This is a genomic window from Pelorhabdus rhamnosifermentans (genome assembly GCF_018835585.1).
Lineage (GTDB): Bacteria > Bacillota > Negativicutes > UMGS1260 > UMGS1260 > Pelorhabdus > Pelorhabdus rhamnosifermentans.
Window position 1 is genome coordinate 24,708 of sequence record NZ_JAHGVE010000007.1, and the last position, 20,595, is coordinate 45,302.

The 20,595-nt window shown below is 42.8% G+C and carries 19 protein-coding genes and 1 other RNA gene; 19 read left to right on the forward strand and 1 reads right to left on the reverse strand.

Annotation, left to right across the window (positions count from 1 at the left end; translation table 11 throughout):
• The first annotated feature begins 41 nt into the window (after positions 1–41).
• The 11 genes from recJ to ssrS all read left to right on the forward strand — a co-directional run bounded on the left by recJ (position 42) and on the right by ssrS (position 13,856).
• The gene (gene recJ, locus Ga0466249_RS09770) at positions 42–3,617 is read left to right on the forward strand and encodes a single-stranded-DNA-specific exonuclease RecJ (protein WP_215829271.1); all 3,576 of its coding nucleotides are present in this window, start codon (positions 42–44) and stop codon (positions 3,615–3,617) included.
• Positions 3,618–3,642: 25 nt separating this feature from the next.
• Entirely contained in the window at positions 3,643–4,155 is a 513-nt protein-coding gene (locus Ga0466249_RS09775) for an adenine phosphoribosyltransferase (protein ID WP_215829272.1), read from the forward strand.
• 44 nt (positions 4,156–4,199) lie between these two features.
• Positions 4,200–6,404, forward strand: coding sequence for a RelA/SpoT family protein (locus Ga0466249_RS09780; protein ID WP_215829273.1), 2,205 nt, complete (start codon positions 4,200–4,202; stop codon positions 6,402–6,404).
• The gene (gene dtd, locus Ga0466249_RS09785) at positions 6,401–6,847 is read left to right on the forward strand and encodes a D-aminoacyl-tRNA deacylase (RefSeq protein ID WP_215829274.1); all 447 of its coding nucleotides are present in this window, start codon (positions 6,401–6,403) and stop codon (positions 6,845–6,847) included. Before Ga0466249_RS09780 ends, dtd begins: the two co-directional genes overlap by 4 nt.
• Positions 6,848–6,891: 44 nt before the next feature.
• Positions 6,892–7,521: an MBL fold metallo-hydrolase gene (locus Ga0466249_RS09790; RefSeq protein ID WP_215829275.1), complete on the forward strand. Its 630-nt coding sequence runs from the start codon at positions 6,892–6,894 to the stop codon at positions 7,519–7,521.
• Between the two features lie 23 nt (positions 7,522–7,544).
• Entirely contained in the window at positions 7,545–8,576 is a 1,032-nt protein-coding gene (locus tag Ga0466249_RS09795) for an AI-2E family transporter (RefSeq protein ID WP_215829276.1), read from the forward strand.
• Between the two features lie 11 nt (positions 8,577–8,587).
• Positions 8,588–9,028 (forward strand): Fur family transcriptional regulator, encoded by a 441-nt coding sequence (locus Ga0466249_RS09800; protein ID WP_215829277.1) that lies wholly within the window; start codon positions 8,588–8,590, stop codon positions 9,026–9,028.
• Complete coding sequence (gene hemZ / locus Ga0466249_RS09805) at positions 9,025–10,515, forward strand: coproporphyrinogen dehydrogenase HemZ (RefSeq protein WP_215829278.1); 1,491 nt, start codon at positions 9,025–9,027, stop codon at positions 10,513–10,515. The genes Ga0466249_RS09800 and hemZ overlap by 4 nt, the downstream gene beginning before the upstream one ends.
• A gap of 14 nt (positions 10,516–10,529) precedes the next feature.
• The gene (gene hisS, locus Ga0466249_RS09810; protein ID WP_215829279.1) at positions 10,530–11,795 is read left to right on the forward strand and encodes a histidine--tRNA ligase; all 1,266 of its coding nucleotides are present in this window, start codon (positions 10,530–10,532) and stop codon (positions 11,793–11,795) included.
• A 2-nt stretch (positions 11,796–11,797) separates the two neighbouring features.
• A complete protein-coding gene (gene aspS, locus Ga0466249_RS09815; protein ID WP_215829280.1) occupies positions 11,798–13,591 on the forward strand; it encodes an aspartate--tRNA ligase in 1,794 nt (597 codons plus the stop codon).
• Positions 13,592–13,676: 85 nt separating this feature from the next.
• A non-coding RNA gene (gene ssrS / locus Ga0466249_RS09820) (6S RNA) lies at positions 13,677–13,856 on the forward strand.
• A gap of 28 nt (positions 13,857–13,884) precedes the next feature.
• On the opposite strand, the gene Ga0466249_RS09825 is transcribed toward ssrS, so the two are convergent.
• Complete coding sequence (locus Ga0466249_RS09825) at positions 13,885–14,793, reverse strand: DMT family transporter (RefSeq protein ID WP_215829281.1); 909 nt, start codon at positions 14,791–14,793, stop codon at positions 13,885–13,887.
• Positions 14,794–14,946: 153 nt separating this feature from the next.
• Here Ga0466249_RS09825 and Ga0466249_RS09830 point away from each other — a divergent pair, with 153 nt between their 5' ends.
• From Ga0466249_RS09830 to Ga0466249_RS09865, 8 genes are all read left to right on the forward strand, one after another.
• The gene (locus tag Ga0466249_RS09830) at positions 14,947–16,269 is read left to right on the forward strand and encodes a replication-associated recombination protein A (protein ID WP_215829282.1); all 1,323 of its coding nucleotides are present in this window, start codon (positions 14,947–14,949) and stop codon (positions 16,267–16,269) included.
• A gap of 136 nt (positions 16,270–16,405) precedes the next feature.
• Complete coding sequence (locus Ga0466249_RS09835) at positions 16,406–16,852, forward strand: RrF2 family transcriptional regulator (protein ID WP_215829283.1); 447 nt, start codon at positions 16,406–16,408, stop codon at positions 16,850–16,852.
• Positions 16,849–18,033, forward strand: a complete 1,185-nt coding sequence (gene nifS / locus Ga0466249_RS09840) for a cysteine desulfurase NifS (protein WP_215829284.1) — start codon at positions 16,849–16,851, stop codon at positions 18,031–18,033. Before Ga0466249_RS09835 ends, nifS begins: the two co-directional genes overlap by 4 nt.
• Positions 18,034–18,078: 45 nt before the next feature.
• Positions 18,079–18,450 (forward strand): Fe-S cluster assembly scaffold protein NifU, encoded by a 372-nt coding sequence (gene nifU / locus Ga0466249_RS09845; RefSeq protein WP_215829479.1) that lies wholly within the window; start codon positions 18,079–18,081, stop codon positions 18,448–18,450.
• A gap of 8 nt (positions 18,451–18,458) precedes the next feature.
• A complete protein-coding gene (gene mnmA, locus Ga0466249_RS09850) occupies positions 18,459–19,556 on the forward strand; it encodes a tRNA 2-thiouridine(34) synthase MnmA (RefSeq protein WP_215829478.1) in 1,098 nt (365 codons plus the stop codon).
• A 40-nt stretch (positions 19,557–19,596) separates the two neighbouring features.
• Entirely contained in the window at positions 19,597–20,103 is a 507-nt protein-coding gene (locus Ga0466249_RS09855) for a PRC-barrel domain-containing protein (protein WP_281422627.1), read from the forward strand.
• Positions 20,104–20,126: 23 nt separating this feature from the next.
• Positions 20,127–20,294: a YrzR-like zinc ribbon domain gene (locus tag Ga0466249_RS09860; RefSeq protein ID WP_215829286.1), complete on the forward strand. Its 168-nt coding sequence runs from the start codon at positions 20,127–20,129 to the stop codon at positions 20,292–20,294.
• Positions 20,295–20,325: 31 nt separating this feature from the next.
• Positions 20,326–20,523: a hypothetical protein gene (locus Ga0466249_RS09865; protein ID WP_215829287.1), complete on the forward strand. Its 198-nt coding sequence runs from the start codon at positions 20,326–20,328 to the stop codon at positions 20,521–20,523.
• Positions 20,524–20,595 lie beyond the last annotated feature (72 nt).

A 20,595-nucleotide genomic window follows, 5' to 3' on the forward strand; every position in this document is an offset into this window, starting at 1 on the left:
AGCAAGAGGAACTTACTGATGATGTAGAACGGATGAGAAACATGGGAAAGAACGAGAAAATATGGTATATACCACAGATTAATTGCCACATTCGGCAGGAATTGGCTCATCAACTGGATGTATCAGAAACGGTTGCTCAGGTGTTAATGAATCGTGGTTATACAGAAGAGCCTTTGGCTCGTGATTTTTTATATAATAATATTGAAAATTTGCTTGATCCCTATTTGCTAAATGATATGGAACAGGCTGTTGAACGAATTGAAAGAGCAATTAAAACAGGTGAATTAATTACGGTTTATGGAGATTATGACGTAGATGGAATCTCAGCTTGTTCACTATTATTGCTTGTGTTAAAAGAGTTTGGCGCCCATACGAATTTTCATATACCTGATAGACAAAAAGAAGGGTATGGACTCAATCGCGAGGCTCTTGAGGAAATTTATGAACAAGGTTGTCATCTTGTCATTACTGTTGATTGCGGTATTAATGCGTTAGCTGAAACAGAAGAGTTGCCTCATGATTTTGATATGATTATTACGGACCATCATCAGCCAGATGTAGAATTACCCAAAGTTGTGGCTGTCATTAATCCTAAACGGTTTGATTCAACCTATCCAGAACAAGTACTCTCCGGTGTGGGAGTGGCTTTTAAACTTTGTCAGGCCTTATGGCAGCGGCAGGTAAGCAATAATATGCAAAAATTACTGTCGTTTTGTGATTTAGTTGCCCTGGGTACTGTGGCAGATATTGTTCCTCTTACGGGGGAAAATCGTTTGCTTGTGAAACAGGGCTTGGCGCAAATGAATGATACAAAAAATTTGGGCCTTCAGGAGCTCATGAAGGTTTCTCAGGTAACGGCGCCTGTTAATACAGGCATGATTGGCTTTCGTTTGGCACCGCGTTTAAATGCTGCCGGGCGCATGGCCCATGCCAAGGCGGGTGTGGAGCTTCTTACAACAACAGAGGAAGCGGTTGCACAAGATTTGGCACAGGAGCTTGAGGTTGAAAATCGTACGCGACAGGAAGTAGAACAACAGATCCTCACTGCTGCTGAAGAAAAGCTGAGCACCCTTGATTTGACGAAGCAAAAAGTCATTGTTGTAGCTGGTGACAATTGGCATCCTGGTGTCATTGGTATTGTTGCTTCCAGGCTTGTTGAACGGTATTTTCGGCCTACCATTGTCATCAGTCTTAAAGATGGCGTTGGCAAGGGATCTTGCCGCAGTATCCCGGCTTTTGACATGCATAGTGCGTTAACTTTTGCCGCTGAGACGCTTGTCCAGTTCGGTGGACATCATCAGGCGGCAGGCCTTACGATTTTAGCTGAAAATATTATTCCTTTACAAGAAAAACTAAATGAATATGCTGCGAATACTTTATCAGAGCAAGATTATCTGCCTCAGCTTGGGATTGATGCCTATGTGGGACTTCCGGATATTACAGACCGTTTTATGGAAGAATTATCCTGCTTAGCTCCCTTTGGCGCAGGAAATTCTAAGCCGGTTTTTGCTTGTCGGAAAGTGTTACTAAGGGAAATCAAGCCGATTGGTCAGAAACAGCAGCATTTGCGGTTAAAAGTAGGGCAAAGGGATAGTATAAAACCGGTAATTGCCTTTGGTTTTGGTGATTTTGCCGACAGACTGGCCGGAAAGCAAGCCGTAGATTTGGCGTTTTTTCCTGAATATAATGTGTTTCGTAATACCAAGACCCTGCAGCTTCGAGCGCAAGATATTCGCCTTGACGAGCCTCATAGCGACATTGATGAACTTTTTTGCTGTCATGATGCGAGTGACCCTTATGAAAACATTGAACAGGCCGATTTTTTTCATACGAAAGTTGTTGGCGTGACATTTGAAGGGCGGCAGCAAGTCATTCGAACCTTGGAATCCGGGCAAAAGTTATGTGTGTGCCGGGAAAAAAACAATAGCTATGACAGAAACGCCATTGCTATTACGACGCTAGCAGGCAAGCAGATTGGCTATTTAAAGGCTCCCTTGGCTGAAAAATTGGCTCCAAGAATGGATGATGACGTTTGTTATGAAGCAGAGGTCCAAACTGTTACAGGTGAAAACAAGGACTTATTTGGTGTAAATATTGCTGTCTTTGTAAAAAATTCTGTTAGCGATAAGCAAAGCGGTGACGGTTTAAGACCACTGCCTTGTGATGCAAGCCAGTCCATTCGTAAGGTTCTTCTTGGCAAACATGAATATCATCACAGTCAGCAAGAAGCCTTGCGCGCTCTTGAAGGCGGACACAATACGTTGGTCGTTATGGGGACGGGACGGGGAAAATCAGCCATTTTTCAATCCTTTGCTGCATCACTAGCGCTTTGTAAGGGAAAAATGTCTATTATTGTCTATCCATTGCGCGCCCTGGTCAATGATCAATACCTTGGCGTTCAAACAAAATTATCATGCTTAGGTCTTACTGTATATAAGGGAACAGGAACTTTAACGTCAGAAGAGAAGCAGGACTTTTTTGCTGCATTACAGGCGGATAAGGTCGATTTATTATTGGCTACACCGGAATTTATTATGGCGAATTTACCCCTATTGAAAGAAAAAAGTGACACGATTGGTTTTTTTGTTGTCGATGAGTGTCATCATATTGTTTTGAGTGGGAAACGATTGCGGCCTGTTTATCAGAAACTGCACCAAGTGCAAGCTGAACTAGGGAATCCTGTCACATTAGCTGTAACGGCTACAGCAGATGATGAAACAGCCCAGCAGATTGCCCGCGTTCTTCAAATTGATCATCTGATTATCGATGATACAGTTCGCAATAATTTGACTATCACAGATTCACGTGAAAAAATCGATAAGGTAAGCTATTTAAAAGATTTACTTAAGGGCGGCACGAAGAATTTGATCTATGTCAATAGCCGCAAACAGGCTTTTGAGCTTGCCAGTCAGCTTAGGCAAGTTGTGCCTGAGCAAGATCAGCAGATTGGTTTCTATCACGCGGGTCTTACCACAGACTGGCGGACGAAGGTGGAAAATTGGTTTCGTCAAGGGCAGTTGACAACGATTGTTGCTACAAGTGCTTTTGGGGAAGGTATTGATTTGCCTGATATCCGGCATGTTGTGTTATATCATTCGCCTTTTCATCGGACGGCTTTTAATCAGCAATGTGGTCGAGCCGGTCGTGATGGAAGGGAAGGGGCTATTCATTTGCTCTTTGGCAGGCGTGATATTGAATTGAATCAGCTTATTCTTTCCAATCGGGCGCCTTCCCGTGATTTTGTTGCGGCAGTTTATCGCATTCTGCGGCATAAGGCCGATGAACATCATATCGTACGTTTAACAAACAGCGAATTAGCTCAGGCGATTGTTCAGGCTTTTGGTCAGGAGGTCCGTGAAGAGGGCGTATCTGTTTGTCTGAAGATTCTTGAAGAACTTAAGCTATTGTCAAGGGAACGTCAGGGGATTATGCGAGTCATTACGATTCTGACACCACCCGAGCATAAACTTGATATTGCTTGTTCCATGACTTATCTGGAAGGCATTCATGAACAAGCTTTATTTGATCAGTTCGCTCAGAATTTAATGCAGCAACCGAGTTCAGTGTTATTAGAATGGTTTAATCGTCCGGTATGTCCGAGGCATACTACGTTATGATAGAGAAACTAGGGAGGTTTAAACGATGAATTTTAAGGATAAGATCAGAGTAGTGGAAAATTTTCCTGAAGAGGGAATTAGTTTTAAGGATATTACGACGCTGATGAAAGATGGCCCGGCTTTTCATCAGGCCATTGATGAGCTTGCCAGTCAGTTTGCAAGTGAACATATTGAACTTGTAGTTGGGCCTGAGGCCCGCGGGTTTGCTGTGGGGGCACCCCTTGCCTATACACTTGGGGCGGGCTTTGTTCCGGTGCGTAAGCCTGGTAAATTGCCTGCACCGACGTATATTTATGACTATTCGCTCGAATATGGCAAGGATTGCTTGGAAATTCATCGGGATGCTATTCAGCCGGGACAAAAAGTATTGATTGCTGATGATCTGCTAGCGACAGGAGGTACAACTTTGGCTGCCATTCATCTTATTGAGAAACTCGGGGGCCAGGTTGTGGGTCTTGCCTATATGATCGAATTGGCCTTTTTAGAAGGGCGTAAAAAACTAAAAGATTATCGCATCGTGACGTTAACAGAGTATTAAGCAGGAAATGAAGCAAGCAAAGCGCAGGTAGGTGGAGTGTTACTATGGATAAAGATGTCAAACAAAAACTGCTGGAACTATTAAATCAAATGAAATCCAGTCAACCTGAACCACCTACTGACTTGGTTGAAAAAGCTTTTTATGTGGCTTATAATGCTCATCAAGGTCAAAAAAGGGCGTCAGGTGAAGAATATATTATTCATCCCTTATGTGTGGCTAAAATTCTAGCAGATCTTCAGATTGATGCTGTGACTATCTGTGCCTCTCTGCTTCATGATGTTGTGGAAGATACGGCCGTGACTTTGGATGAAATCGAAAGAGAATTTGGCAATGAAGTCGCTTTTTTAGTGGATGGCGTGACGAAATTAAGCCGTATGGAATATAAGTCGAAAGAAGAGCAGCAATTAGAAAATTATCGGAAAATGTTTTTGGCCATGGCTAAAGATATTCGTGTTGTTTTGATAAAATTAGCGGATCGATTGCATAATATGCGTACATTGAAACATGTTCCGCCTGAAAAACAGCAACGGATTGCCAGTGAGACCATGGAGATTTTCGCTCCGCTTGCTCATCGCTTGGGTATGTCCAATATTAAGTGGGAAATGGAAGATCTGGCTTTTCGTTATCTCGAAGAAGAAAAGTATTATGAACTGGTAGAAAAAGTGAAACAAAAGCGAAGAGAGCGCGAAGCTTATATTACACAGGCTGTGGAAATACTCAAGCAGCGTCTGGATTCTGTGGCAATAAAAGCGGAAATTCAGGGACGGCCCAAACATTTTTACAGTATTTATAAAAAAATGCAAAAAAGTCATAAAGATTTAAGTGAAATTTATGATCTGTCAGCTATTCGAGTGGTTGTGGATACTATTAAAGACTGTTATGGCGTTTTGGGAATGGTTCATACCCTTTGGAAACCGATTCCCAATCGGTTTAAAGACTATATTGCTATGCCCAAAAGTAATATGTATCAATCGCTTCATACAACGGTTATTGGCGTATCGGGTCAGCCTCTGGAAATTCAGATTCGTACGGCTGAGATGCATCGAACATCAGAGTATGGTATTGCGGCCCACTGGCGTTATAAAGAGGGTGGAAAAGCAGGTAGTAAGGATTTTGATCAGAAATTATCCTGGCTCAGGCAGCTCTTGGAGTGGCAACAGGAAATTCGCGATCCTCGTGAGTTTGTAGAAACGTTAAAACTCGATGTATTTGCTGATGAAGTGTTTGTCTTTACACCCAAAGGGGATGTCATTGATTTACCTGCCGGATCGGTGCCCATTGATTTTGCCTATCGCGTTCATACGGATGTGGGCCATCGTTGTATCGGTGCTAGGGTAAACGGAAAGATGGTACCTCTTGAATATCGGCTGAAAAACGGCGATATTGTGGAAGTGATAACAACGAAGCAGGGGAATGGCCCCAGTCGTGATTGGCTGAATATTGTCGGAGCATCGGAAACGCGTAATAAAATAAAGCAGTGGTTTAAAAAAGAAAAACGCGAAGAAAATATTGCCAAGGGCCATGAAATGCTTGAGAAAGAAACAAAGAAGCTTGGTTATGACTGGCGCGTATTAGGCAAGAGTGATCGAGTGCTTGAAGTGGCAAAAAAATTCAATTTGACTACAGATGAACTTTTAGCTTCGTTAGGTTATGGCGGGCATACACTTCATGCCGTAATGGCCAAGCTTGTTGATTCCTATAAAAAAGAACAAAAAAGTACGACACTGCCTGACTTAATGCAGCTCATGACGGAATTAAAGCCCAAGCGGACTCCAAGCAAAGCCAGTCATGGTGTGCTGGTAAAAGGCGAAAACGGACTGCTTGTGCGTTTGGCGCGGTGCTGTAATCCTGTACCAGGCGATGAAATTATCGGCTTTGTTACGCGGGGACGCGGCGTGTCTGTTCATCGTGCCGATTGCCTCAACATCTTAAATAATCAAGCCGAATTTGAGCGAATGATTGAAGTATCTTGGGATGTGTCGCTTGATCAGGTTTATCCTGTGACAGTAGAGGTGACAGGCACGGATCGAGCCGGTTTATTATCCGATATTATGGTACTTTCATCAGAAGAGAAGATTAATATTAGTACAATTAATGCGAAGGTGCATAAAAATAAGTCTGCTGTCATTACCTTGTCTTTCGAATTAAAAAATGTCAGTCAGTTAGAACTGGTTATGACGAAGATTCGCCGGATCAAAGACGTTTATACAGTGCAGCGGTCTGTTCGCGGAATAGGAGGGAGTGCATGAGAGCGCTTGTACAGCTTGTGGACAGTGCCTCAGTGAGTGTTGAGGAACAAGTAATCGGTCAAATCCAGGGGGGTTTACTTATTTTGCTTGGGGTTCATGACAGTGATACTCTAAAAGATGCCGACTATCTTGTTGATAAGATTACGAATCTACGTATTTTTGTTGATGAGTCAGGCAAAATGAATTTGTCTGTTAAAGATGTAGGTGGCGAGTTGCTTGTTGTCTCACAGTTTACCTTATATGGTGACTGCCGCAAAGGACGACGGCCCAGCTTCGATCATGCAGCATCTCCGGTTAAAGCTCAGGATTTTTATGAGTATTTTGTTTCCCAGTGCCGAAAGCAGCTTGTTACGGCGACAGGAAAATTCCAGGCTGAAATGCTTGTATCATCCGTTAATCATGGCCCGGTGAGTATTTTGCTTGACAGTACCAAATTATTTTAAGCATAATAGGTAATAAGGTTTATTCGGTAAAGGAGTTGTCGTGTGTGAAGATAATCAAACTGGAAGTTGGCAATTTAGGAACAAATTGTTACATCGTTTATTGCGAGAAATCCCTTGAAGCCGCTATTATTGATCCCGGCGGTAATGCTGATGAAATTATGCGGATGGTGCGCCGTGAGAATTTAACGGTGAAGTATCTTATTTTGACGCATGGTCATGCCGATCATATTATGGGATTGGCAGAAGTTAGGAAAGCTACCGGAGCACCCGTTTTAATTCATGAAGCCGATAATAAAATGCTGACAAATGCCTCGCTTAACCTATCAGGGTTTATGGGACCTGGCTTTACTACTCATCAGGCCGATCAAACGCTTTGTCAGGGCGATGTTATTCAATTTGGTACAGTGAAATTCATCGTCAGGCATACGCCAGGTCATACACCAGGCGGTATTAGTCTAGTAGGTGAAGGCCTTGTGATTAGCGGGGATACTCTATTTACTGAGTCTGTGGGGCGAACAGATTTTCCTGGCGGTTCGCATCAACAATTGATTCACAGCATTCAAGAACAGTTAATGACTCTTTCTGATGATACGAAGGTATTACCTGGTCATGGTCCTGAGACTACCATTGGCTGGGAGAGAAAAATGAATCCCTTTATTCAAGAGGAATTCTGAATAATGAATGGGGGGGCGTGGCCATGTCTTTAGCTCGTACGAACTTTTTACGCGGTCTTATTGTGGTCGTGAGTCTCTATGTTTCTTATCAAGCGTCTAGCGTGTTTCTTCCTTTGATTCTATCACTTGTGATTGCCTTCATTCTCAATCCCTTTGTGAATGGGTTAAGTACCTTTTTAAGTTCACGGCGCAGAAAATTTCCACGCAGTTTGGCCGTTATCATTACGATGGCTATTAGTTTTTTATTGTTTTTTAGTATTATATCTTTTATTTTTTTGCCCTTTGTGAATGAATTTAATAAGTTTGTTCAAAATTTGCCATTGATCTTTGAACAGCTTCATACACTGGCCCTTGTGGTTGGTGAAAGAGCAAATAATGTGGATATACCAAGCAATGTTCGAAATATTATCGATCAGGGATTATCCAGTGCAACGGCTTTTTCCATTGATTTTGCCAAGCGTACGGTTGTTACAGTATTTTCAATAGCTTCTCATGTCGTAGAGCTTGTTGTGATTCCTGTTCTTGTCTATTATTTTTTAAAAGATGGATGTGCCATGGAGCAGGCAATTATCCATTTATTCACACCTGGTTATCGCACCCTTGTTCAATCCATTTTGCAGGAAATGGCAGCTACAATTGGCGCTTATCTTCATGGTCAGGTACTCATCAGTGTGATTATGGGGATTACTGTATTTTGTGGACTTTATTGGCTTGATGTGGATTATCCCCTTGTGATTGCACTGCTTGCTTTTCTGACAGAAACAATTCCAATTATTGGTCCGATTATTGGTGCTGTACCAGCAGTGCTGCTGGCTTATTTGATTTCACCGGAACTGGCCATGAAAGTGACAATCTTTTATGTTGTTGTTCATCAGCTTGACAGTCATGTGATTGTACCCAATATTATGGGGCATACCATTGCTCTGCATCCCGTTGTTGTGATTATTAGTGTGTTAGTCGCGAGCCAACTGTTTGGTATTATCGGTATGATGATGGCTGTACCTGTTGCAGCGCTACTTAGGGTATTTATTCGGCATTTACAAATTGTGGGGTAGGGGGTGAAACAATGTCTATTACATTAGCAGAGTTAAAACAAAAGCTCTCTCAAAATCATAGTAAGCTGACGCCACAGCGACAAATGATATTACAGGCTTTTTTAAATCACCCGGAGGAGCATTTAAGCGCTGAAGATGTCCATCAGATTGTGAAACCTTTGGCGTCAGATATTGGTGTGGCGACGGTTTATCGTACCTTAGAACTTTTGAGTGAATTAAAGTTATTAAACAAGATGGATTTTGGTGATGGTCGTAGCCGTTATGAAATACAAAAGAATGATGAATCTCATTGCCATCATCATCTGATTTGCTTGTCTTGTGGCAAGGTGAAAGAGTTTGAAGATGATTTATTGGAATCATTGGAAACGGCCATTGCGAAAAAAAGTAATTTTACCATTGTCGATCATCAACTGAAGTTTTATGGTTATTGTCAGGAGTGCCGCAAACAGTGACTGAACAGTATTATTTGAGTGAAAATTCTTTTGGGCATCAGGCCACAGCCGATGTGATGAAGGTTTTTGGCTTTGAAGAAGGCAGTGAAGCAGAGTCCAAACTAATTATTGAGCATATTTCATATGAAGAGATTGTAAGTACAAAGTGTGCTTTTTGGGATCGTGGTCTTTGGGTGAGACGTGAAAAGAAAAGAAAAATTGATGGTAGTGATTGTCATTTTGGCAAAGAACATGTGGCGCGTCTCAATACGTTCCATTTGCTTACGGAATTCACGGGATGCTCACCGACTCCCTGGGGTATCTTGAAGGGGGTTCGCCCGACGAAGATTGCTCATAGACTACTTGATGAAGGTCGCCCGGAAGCGGATGTTTTACGTATTTTTTGCGATGAATATGCTGTCAGTGCTGCCAAGGCCCGGCTTGTTACGGACATTGCCTTGAGACAAAGATCGGTCTTAACTTACAATAACTCACAGAAAATTAGTGTTTACGTGGGGATTCCTTTTTGCCCTTCACGTTGTTTTTATTGCTCATTTCCTGGTATGGCTTTGCCACAGCCTGATGCAGTTAAGAACTTTCTTACGGCTCTCCATGCTGATATTTGTGATGCCAGTCAAAGTATTGTAAGGCATGGCTTTGAGGTTGAGAGTATTTATGTTGGCGGCGGCACACCGACAAGTCTGGCGACGGCTGATTTGGAGCAGGTGCTTGTTTGGATTGAACAGCATCTTAAGGGGCCTAAAACGAAGGAAATAACGGTGGAGGCCGGGCGCCCCGACAGTCTGAATCACGATAAAATTCGCCTCTTAGGTGCCCATGATGTGACACGTGTCAGTGTGAATCCGCAGTCAATGCAGCAAAAAACATTAAAACGCATTGGACGAAACCATACAATTCAGGATATAATAAACATATTCATGGAATTTCGCTCTGTAACAAAGTGCTTGATTAACATGGATGTCATTGCCGGTTTGCCTGGGGAAACCTTAGCCGATATGACGGATACACTAGAGAAAATTCGTCAATTAAATCCCGATAATCTGACGGTACATACGCTTTCTGTCAAGCGTGGTTCAAATTTGCAATCACTGCTTGTGACAGATCCGCTCTTTACTCTGGAAGATTTACCTGAGCCGAGTGTAGTGACACGAATGATAGACAAGGCCGCTTCTGTTGCGGCGAGTATGCACATGAAACCTTATTATTTGTACAGGCAGAAAAATATGGTAGGCAATCTGGAAAATGTGGGCTATGCTAAGGAGCCTCATTTGTCTTATTACAATATTCAAATGATGGAGGAACGGCAAACGGTCATTGGAATTGGCCCGGGTGCAACAACCAAGGCGGTTGTGGACAAGACCCACCGATTGAAAAGCTGTTATCATGCAAAAAATGTAGTATATTATCAAAAAGATCTGGACAGGTATCTTGCTAAGCGGCGAACATTGCTTGAGAGACTTTGCGCCGGAACCCTTTTTATGGAATAGAAGGAGGTTTTACCATGTTGACTACAGCGCCGCGAGGAACCAAAGATATTTTGCCTGTGAATAGCAGCCACTGGCAGTATGTAGAGCAGGTAGCGCGTGAAGTTTGTCGTACCTTTGCTTATGATGAAATCAGAACGCCTATTTTTGAGCATACGGAGCTATTTTTGCGGGGCATTGGTGAAACAACGGATATTGTAGAAAAAGAAATGTATACCTTTATGGATCGCGGTAAGCGCAGCATTACACTCAGGCCAGAAAATACGGCAGCTGTTGTGCGGTCATATCTGGAAAATAAACTGTATGCTGATTCTGTACCGAACAAACTTTACTATATTGGGCCGATGTTTCGTTATGACCGTCCCCAAGCGGGGCGGCTTCGTCAGTTTCATCAGTTTGGTATTGAAGCCATTGGTTCAGCAGGTCCATTAATTGATGCTGAAATTATTACCTTAGCGGTGGAATTTTTTCATAAGTTAGGTCTTACGGATCTTACTCTTTATATCAATTCCGTGGGGTGCCCCAAATGTCGTCCTGTTTACCGCGAAAAATTGCAGGCTTTTTTAAAAGACAAGGTATCTGAACTTTGTCCCGATTGTCAGTCGCGCTATGATCGCAATCCCATGCGTATATTGGACTGTAAGAATGAAAAATGTGCGGCCCTTACTGTAGGTGCGCCAGAAGTGTCAGAATGTCTTTGCCCAGAATGTCACGACCATTTTGAAGGGCTAAAACAACTGTTAAGTGCAGCCGGCATTTCTTATCTGCTGAATTCAAGGTTAGTGCGAGGTCTTGATTATTACACTAAGACAGCTTTTGAAATTCAGTATCCACCTCTTGGTGCGCAAAGCGCTGTATGTGGCGGTGGCCGTTATGACGGATTGATTGCTGAATGTGGCGGCTCGATGACGCCGGGCATTGGACTGGCTATTGGACTGGAGCGGGTTCTTTTAGCGCTGGAGAAACAAGATTTGCTTCCCACGGCGCAAGAAAAATTGGATGTTTATGTTGTCGCCCAAAATGAGGCCGCCATTGAGGAAGCCTTTCATTTAGCCCTACAGTTTAGAAATCGTGGATTGGCTACTGATTTAGATACCATGCAGCGCAGTTTGAAGGCGCAAATGAAACAGGCTAATAAGCGTCATGCGAAGTTTGTTGCGCTCTTAGGTGCTGAAGAAATTCAAAATGCCAAGGTGACAATGAAGAACATGAAATCCAGCGAGCAGCAACTTGTTGATTTGGCGAATGCTGCTCAATTCATAGAAGCTGAGATGGAGGATTGAAAATGGATACATTAATAGGATTAAAGCGAAGTCATTCGTGCACAGAAGTTACGACAGCCCACGAGGGACAGGAAGTTGTGTTATGTGGCTGGGTTTCACGCCGCCGTGATCATGGTGGGTTGATTTTTATTGATTTACGTGATCGTTCGGGTATTATGCAAGTCGTTTTTTCGCCTGATCATGACCTGGAAGCCTTTAAGAAGGCTGAAGGTGTTCGAAGTGAATATGTTCTAGCTGTAAAAGGGACAGTACAACTGAGGGATGCAGCGACAATCAATCCACATTTGCCGACAGGCAAGCTGGAAGTGTATGGAGCGGAGTTACGCATCTTAAATGCAGCAAACACACCGCCTTTTTATATTCAGGATAATATTGATGTCGATGAAAATGTTCGATTAAGATATCGCTATCTCGATTTACGCCGTCCGGAAATGCAGTACAATTTGATGTTACGTCACAAAGTAACTAAGATTATGCGGGATTTCTTTGATTCGAAGGGTTTTTGTGAGATTGAAACACCGATGCTTGCGAAAAGTTCACCAGAAGGCGCGCGAGACTATCTTGTTCCCAGTCGTGTGAATCCTGGTAAATTTTATGCTTTGCCACAGTCACCCCAGCTCTTTAAGCAGATGTTGATGGTTGCTGGTATGGAGAAATATTTCCAAATTGTCCGTTGTTTCCGTGATGAAGATCTCAGGGCAGATCGTCAGCCTGAGTTTACGCAGCTTGATGTTGAAATGTCATTTATTGACCGCGATGAGATTTTGAATATTATGGAAGGTCTTGTTAGTACGTTATTTGAAAAATGCGTAGATGCGAAAATTTCGACTCCACTTCTGCGGTTAAGCTATGATGATGCTATGGCTCGTTTTGGCAGTGATAAACCAGACATGCGTTTTGGTATGGAACTTATCGATATTTCTGATAATGTACGGGGTTCAAACTTTAAAGTCTTTGATAATATTTTAGCAGCAGGTGGACAGGTAAAAGCGATTAATGTCAAGGGTTATGCGGCTATTCCACGTCGTGAATTAGATGGTCTCGTAGATTATGTGGCAACTTATGGTGCCAAAGGTTTGGCTTGGATTTGTTACACTGAAGAGGGTATTAAATCACCTATTGCTAAATTTTTCGCGCCCGAAGTGCTTGATGCCATTGGTAAGACGGCTCAAGCCGAAACAGGTGACCTTCTATTAATGGTTGCGGACAAACCTGCTGTAGTTGCTGCTGCGCTTGGCCAATTGCGTCTCGAAATGGCGCGTCGCCGGGACTTGATTGATCCTAATAAACTGAGCTTTTTGTGGGTTGTTGATTTCCCCATGTTCGAATATAACGAAGAAGAAAAACGCTATGTTGCCATGCATCACCCCTTTACGTCGCCTCGTGATGAAGATATTCCTTACCTTACAACAGGTGAACTTGGCAAGATTAAAGCCAAAGCTTATGATATGGTCTTAAATGGTACGGAAATTGGTGGCGGCAGCCTTCGTATTTATAGTCGGGATTTGCAGGAAAAAATTTTTGGCGCTATCGGCTTAAGCAAAGAAGAAGCTGTTGAAAAGTTTGGCTACTTACTGGAAGCCTTTGAATTTGGTACACCGCCTCATGGCGGCATTGCTTTTGGATTAGACAGATTGGTCATGATTATGGCTAAGCGTTCTTCTATTCGTGACGTTATTGCCTTTCCGAAAACGCAGAGTGCTATTGATCCGATGACACAAGCACCTTCTACAGTTGCTGATAAGCAATTACGCGAACTTTCTATTCGCACAAGTCTGCTTGCTAAGAAAAAATAATTCGACAAAAATAGCAAAAATTGTCTAATGAGAGTACTTGCAAGTTGCCGGAAAATTTGATAACATGAACTTAGCAAATGAAATGCATTTCCTGCTGTGTACGTATAATGCTGATGTTTTGAGCCAACACTTTAACTACGGGAATAGCGCTCGAACTGCCGATTGTATGCCTGTTATGATAAGAGGACACAAAAAACAGTCCGGCCTTTACCCACCTGCCTGGGGCAGGTTCAAAACAGTGGCTTTGCGGCATGGCGGGGTTAGCTTGAAAAAAACAGCTGTCTTTCTGATCATTAGGATCGAGAAAAGATAGCTGCTTTTTTTATGCGCGTGAGATAGAGTCCGAAAAAGATAACGGCAGCACCGGAAAATTGTACGAGACTGAATGTCTCATTAAGGAGAACATATCCGGAAGCCACGGCAAATATGGGCGCAATATTGTTATATAGTGAGGCTTTTGTGCTGCCAATTTTGCCCGTACCCCAAATCCATAAGAAATTGCCAATGCATAAGGGGAATGCACCGGAAAACACCGTGCTTAACCATCCTGTCAGTGAGATGCGACTCCAGTTTAAATGAATCATTTCATAACAGGCTGGAATGAAAAATATTGTTGTAGTAATAGTAAAAATCCAGGCCGAGATGAGATAAGATGAATATTTATTCAAAAGATCTTTGGAAAAAATCGTGTAGTAGCCGTAAAAAGCCTGCGCTCCTAAAAGGTAAAGGGCACCTATCAGATGCTCACTTGATAAGCTGAGCTTTTTTCCAGAACCAACAATAATCAAGACTACGCCGAATAAGGAAAAGAGGATACCCAAACTCATCATGAATGAAATTTTTTCTAGTCGCAGTACCCAATTGATTAAGGCCACACTTACGGGGAGCAGTGCCAGTAATAGCGACGAGTTTCCGGCCGTTGTCAATTGTACGCCCATGGAGAAGAGATATTGGAATAAAAAGAAGCCCACAGCGCTCACCATAAAGAGCTTTTTATAGTCTTCTCTGTCAATAGGGTGATAGGTTTTACTTATTCCTACGGCGATCCAGGCGCCCATGACCGCTACAAGCAGCCGTGCGGCATTATAGGACAGGACAGGAATATCGGCCATACCTAATTTCATGACAGCTGGATTAACGCCCCAAAAAAAGGCGACAACAAATAAGATCAACTCAACGTAAAGGTTGCTTCGCGTTAACATGTATTCACGCTCCTAGGTTACTGACATAATTATTATATTAAATTATACTGAATTTTGGACGAAAAGTGAATGGACGGAAGGCTAGGCTTTCTTTTTTTTCGTCTTTGTCTCATAATGAAGGTATAGTTTAATGTGACGAAAAGGATGATTAAGATGGATCTATTTGAAGCCAGTCAAGAGAATAATAGCTTACATGCGCCGCTGGCCGAACGTATGAGGCCGCGGACGCTTGAGGAATTTTTTGGTCAGGCCGAAGTAGTGGGGCAAGGCAAGTTCTTACGCCGTGTCATTGCCAGCGACAAGGTACCCTCGTTGATTTTGTTTGGACCGCCTGGTACAGGTAAGACGACACTGGCCCGCATTATTGCTCAGGCGACGCGTTCACAATTTGAAAGCCTCAATGCCGTATCAGCAGGGGTCGGAGATATCCGAAAACTTATTGAAAAAGCCAAGGATCAGCATAAATTTTATGGACAGGCCACGGTTCTTTTTATTGATGAAATCCATCGCTTTAATAAAGGTCAGCAAGATGCGCTGCTTCCTCATGTAGAAAATGGCACGGTTACGCTTATTGGTGCTACAACGGAAAATCCTTATTTTGAAATTAATTCGCCCCTGTTGTCGCGTACGCGGATGATTCGCTTGCAGCCATTAACGTTGACTGATCTTACTCATATTTTGCGTCGTGCCCTTACCGATCACGAACGTGGACTAGGGAGTGCGGGACTCACATGTGATGAAGCGACATTTCAGTCGATTGCTGATTTTTCTGGCGGGGATGCCCGGGTGGCGCTCAATTTACTGGAACAGGCAGCCATGTTGCTTGAAGGGAGCTCGGAAAAAAGCATTACAACAGCCTTTATCGAAAATGCCGCAGGTATTAAGATGCATCGCTATGATAAAAAAGGTGACTATCATTATGATGTTATTTCAGCTTTTATTAAAAGTATTCGTGGCAGTGATGCTGATGCAGCTCTGCACTACTTGGCACGCATGATTGAAAGTGGCGAAGATGTGAAATTCATTGCCCGCCGCTTAGTTATTGCGTCATCTGAAGATATTGGCAATGCTGATCCCCAGGCCCTTGTGCTTGCCACCGCTTGTGCGAGTGCCGTGCAGTTTGTTGGACTGCCAGAAGCACGAATTATTTTGGGACAGGCTGTCTGCTATTTGGCGACAGCTCCCAAAAGCAATGCTGCCTATGTTGCCATTGATCAGGCTATTAGCGATGTGCGACAAGGCCAGGAAGTTTCTGTGCCGTCCCATTTACGTGATGCTCATTATGGTGGTGCGGCGAAATTGGGACATGGAAAAAATTACCGGTATCCTCATGACGATCCGTCTGGATTTGTTCATCAGCAATATTTGCCCGAGCAATTAAAAGACAAAGTGTATTATCATCCAAGCTTGCATGGTTATGAAGGGCGTCTTCGCCTGAGTGAATGGTATAAAATTATCGGGAAGCAAGAAAAATAGTATATAAGTTAATAAAAATGATTTGAAAATAAAGTCGTTATTTTTCAAAAAAACTTTTGACAAGACATTAAAGATTTGTTATATTATAGCCAAGAAAACCTATTGGTTTACTAGGAATTACCTAGGAGAGATATTTATGAAGATATCAACCAAAGGAAGATATGGTGTAGCAGCCATGTACGACCTTGCTCTTCATTATGGAGCGGGTCCGCAAGCCCTCAAAAGTGTTGCTGAACGTCAGGACATTTCAGAAAGTTACTTAGAGCAGCTTATCAGTGCATTACGCAAGGGTGGCTATGTAAAAAGTGTTCGTGGTGCCCAAGGGGGCTATGCTCTTTCGAAGAATCCCAAGGATATTTCCGTCGGAGATATTATCCGGTTGTTAGAAGGTCCCATTGCACCTGTTGATTGTGTATTGACTGATGTAAGTTCTTCGAAAAACGAGTATTGTTCCAAAGCAGGACGTTGTGTAACACGGGGTGTGTGGGCTAAAGTCAGAGACAGTATTACAAATGTAGTAGATTCTATCACTCTCGCTGATTTATGTCGAGACGAAAAGTTTGAGGAGATGGATAAAAAATGAGACGTATTTATTTTGATCATTCTGCAACAACGGCAGTAGACCCGGAGGTTGCCAAAATTGTTTTGGAATATATGTCGAATAAATTTGGTAATCCTTCCAGTGTGCATGGTTTTGGGCGCGAAGCGCATCAGGCTGTGGACATTGCGCGAGGACAAGTTGCGGCTCTTTTAAATGCTGAACCCAATGAAATATTTTTTACGAGTGGTGGAACAGAAAGCGACAATTTGGCGCTTAAGGGCATCGCCTATGCCAACCGTAAAAAAGGTAATCATATCATTACGACGCAAATTGAGCATCATGCTATTTTCCATACATGTGAATATTTGGAAAAGCAGGGATTTAAGGTAACTTATTTACCTGTTGATGAAAATGCGATGATCAGTTTAGATGACTTGAAAAAGGCTATTACGGATGATACTATTTTGATTAGTGTGATGTTTGCTAATAATGAAGTCGGAACGATTCAGCCTGTTAAGGAGATTGGAAAGATTGCCAGAGAAAAAGGCATTTATTTTCACACTGATGCGGTACAGGCTGTGGGCAGTATTCCCATTGATGTAAAGGAAATGAATATTGATTTATTAAGTCTGTCCGGTCATAAATTCTATGCTCCTAAGGGAACGGGTGCCATCTATATTCGTAAGGGTGTGCATATTGAACCTCAACAGCTTGGCGGTGCGCATGAACGCAACATGCGGGCAGGTACGGAAAATGTTCCAGGTATTGCCGGATTAGGTAAAGCAAGCGAATTAGCGAGACAGAATATGGATGAAAATATCAAGGTTCTTTCTGGAATGAGAGATCGTCTAATTGCAGGAATCACGAAAACCATTCCTTATGTGAAATTAAATGGCCATCCTACGCTGCGTTTGCCTGGTAATGTCAATGTTAGTTTTTCCTATGTTGAAGGCGAATCTCTTCTGTTAAACCTCGACCTCAAAGGCATTGGTGCTTCGAGTGGTTCGGCCTGCACATCGGGTTCACTTGATCCTTCTCATGTACTGCTTGCCATGGGATTAAAACATGAAACAGCTCATGGTTCACTGAGAATTTCGCTTGGCAAGGATAATACGGAAGAGGATATTGACTATGCACTACAGGTATTGCCGCCGATTATTGAAAAACTGCGCAGTATGTCTCCACTTTATGATCAGGCACTGAAAGAGAAAAAGCAGGCATAAAAAACCTTTAACTATGTGAATATCTCAAAAAGGGAGAGATAAATGATGTATTCAGAAAAAGTAATGGATCATTTTACGAATCCACGTAATGTTGGTGTGATTGATGATGCCAATGGTGTGGGTGAAGTAGGAAATGCCAAATGTGGCGATATTATGAAAATATATTTAAAAGTGGAAGACAGTATTATTAAAGATGTAAAATTTAAAACTTTTGGCTGCGGTGCCGCTATTGCGACAAGTAGTATGGTTACCGAGATGGTAAAGGGCAAAACGTTAGAAGAAGCATTGGAAATTTCCAATGCTGCTGTTGCTGAAGCTCTTGATGGATTGCCACCAATAAAAATGCACTGTTCGAACTTGGCTGCTGATGCATTGCATGCCGCTATTAAAGATTATATTGAGAAAAAAGGAAAGTGATTGAAGTCATGGGCAACAAACCACGTGTGGTTGTAGCCATGAGCGGAGGGGTGGACAGTTCTCTAACTGCCGCCCTTCTTTTGCATCAAGGCTATGACGTAATTGGTATGACAATGCAAATTTGGGAAAATGACGAACGGGAAGATAAACCGGACAGCCGTGGGTGCTGTTCTTTGTCTGCCATCGATGATGCGCGGCGTGTGGCAGATAAAATTGGTATTCCCTATTATGTTGTTAATTTTCGTAAACTTTTTCAGGAAACCGTCGTGAATTATTTTATTCGTGAATATGGTGAAGGCAAAACACCTAATCCGTGTATTGCCTGCAATCGTTTTGTCAAGTTTGAGGGACTACTCAGAAAAGCACAGGAAGTAGGGGCCAAGTTTTTGGCAACAGGCCATTATGCGCGCATTGCTTATGATGAACAGGCCGGACGTTTTCTGTTGCGCAAGGGCATTGATCCTTTAAAAGATCAGTCTTATGCTTTGTATCATCTCAATCAGCATACACTGGCGCATTTTCTCATGCCGTTAGGAGATTATACGAAGGTTCAAACGCGTCAAATGGCCAGGGAATTGGGTTTGGCTGTGGCAGATAAACCGGACAGTCAGGAAATTTGTTTTGTGCCGAATGATGACTATAAAGCTTTTTTGGAAGCAAAATCACCGAATGCGCTTAAATCCGGTGATTTTGTTGATCAAGATGGCAATGTTCTCGGCAAGCATCAGGGTCTTCCACTTTATACGGTGGGGCAGCGCAAAGGGCTTGGTTTGGCAGCAGGGAAGCCACTTTATGTCATTGCTCTTGATACGGAAAAGAATCAAGTCATTGTTGGCAGTAATGAGGAGGTTTTTGCGAGTTCTTGTATTGCTGACGATTTGAACTGGATTTTATTTGATAAGCTGGACAAGCTCCTTACGGTAAAGGCAAAAATTCGCTATGGTGCTAAAGAAAGTGAAGCTCTTCTTCAACCGCTTGAAGGCGGCAAGGTGTATGTGCAGTTTAGTCAGCCCCAAAGGGCTATTACTCCTGGTCAATCGGTGGTCTTTTATTCAGACGATATTGTCATTGGTGGCGGTGTTATTGAAAAAGTAAAAAAATCCTGAAATAAAGCCCCCTTTTTTGGTCATAATAAAGATATACCAGTTGGTAAAGGAGGCTTTCATCATAAAAATCAGTGATCTATTGGGATTACCGGTTTTGGAACAGTCCTCTTGTGAGCAACTTGGTGAGGTACAGGAAGTAATGATTTATCTCAGTCAAGCCTTGGTGAGGGCGCTCATTATTACGGCCACGGGCTGGTTTACAGGCAAGAAGATACTGCCTATCCATGATATTTCCCTTGTACGTGATACTGATTTATCTATTGATGAAAAGGAAAAACTGCAACCATTTGAAGCAGCAGCTTATGAAGGGTTTGCTGACATCCTAGATCGGCCGCTTATGACTGATTCAGGCATAAGAATTGGTGTAGTGGCTGATTTGTCCTTTGACCTTGCTACAGGGAGCATTGAAGACTATGTGATTTCTGACGGGATTGTTACGGATTTAGTGGAAGGACGGCGCAGGCTGCCTTTTCAGCTTAGCCGGATCTTCCAGGCTGATAAGATCATTGTTGCCGATGACGCAGCTGAACTTCTTTTACCTCAATAAAGAATTACTTGGGGTGATGTGTAGTGGATACTTGTCCAGTATGCGGGCGACGTGGCATTGGTAAAGTAGGTACTGATCAGTATTATTGCTGGGACTGCTGCGTTGAATTTATTGAGAAAAATGGCCAAGTGGAGGTTTTTACTATCGAAGATGATGGTACACTTGTCGAATGTGCGCAGGTTCCAGGCTGAGTACTGTAAATTTTAGTACACGAGGAGGGATATGATGCGTCGTAATTTCTGGCATGGCCTTGTTTTTGGCACACTTGCAGCAACAGCATTCAATGTACTCCTAGGTCCTTTACAAAAGATTTACAAAAAGCCTTTTGTTGAGCGCGGCGCTCAGGCAGCTTCCTTTACAGCACATGATTTTGCGAAAAAAGCGCGCCGGGTTAAGCGGCGGATGATGAAAAAATTTTGAAGGATATAAAGACCGGAGACCGTAAGGTCTCCCTTTTTTATAAGCATAGGAAGGATAATTATTCGAATTCTA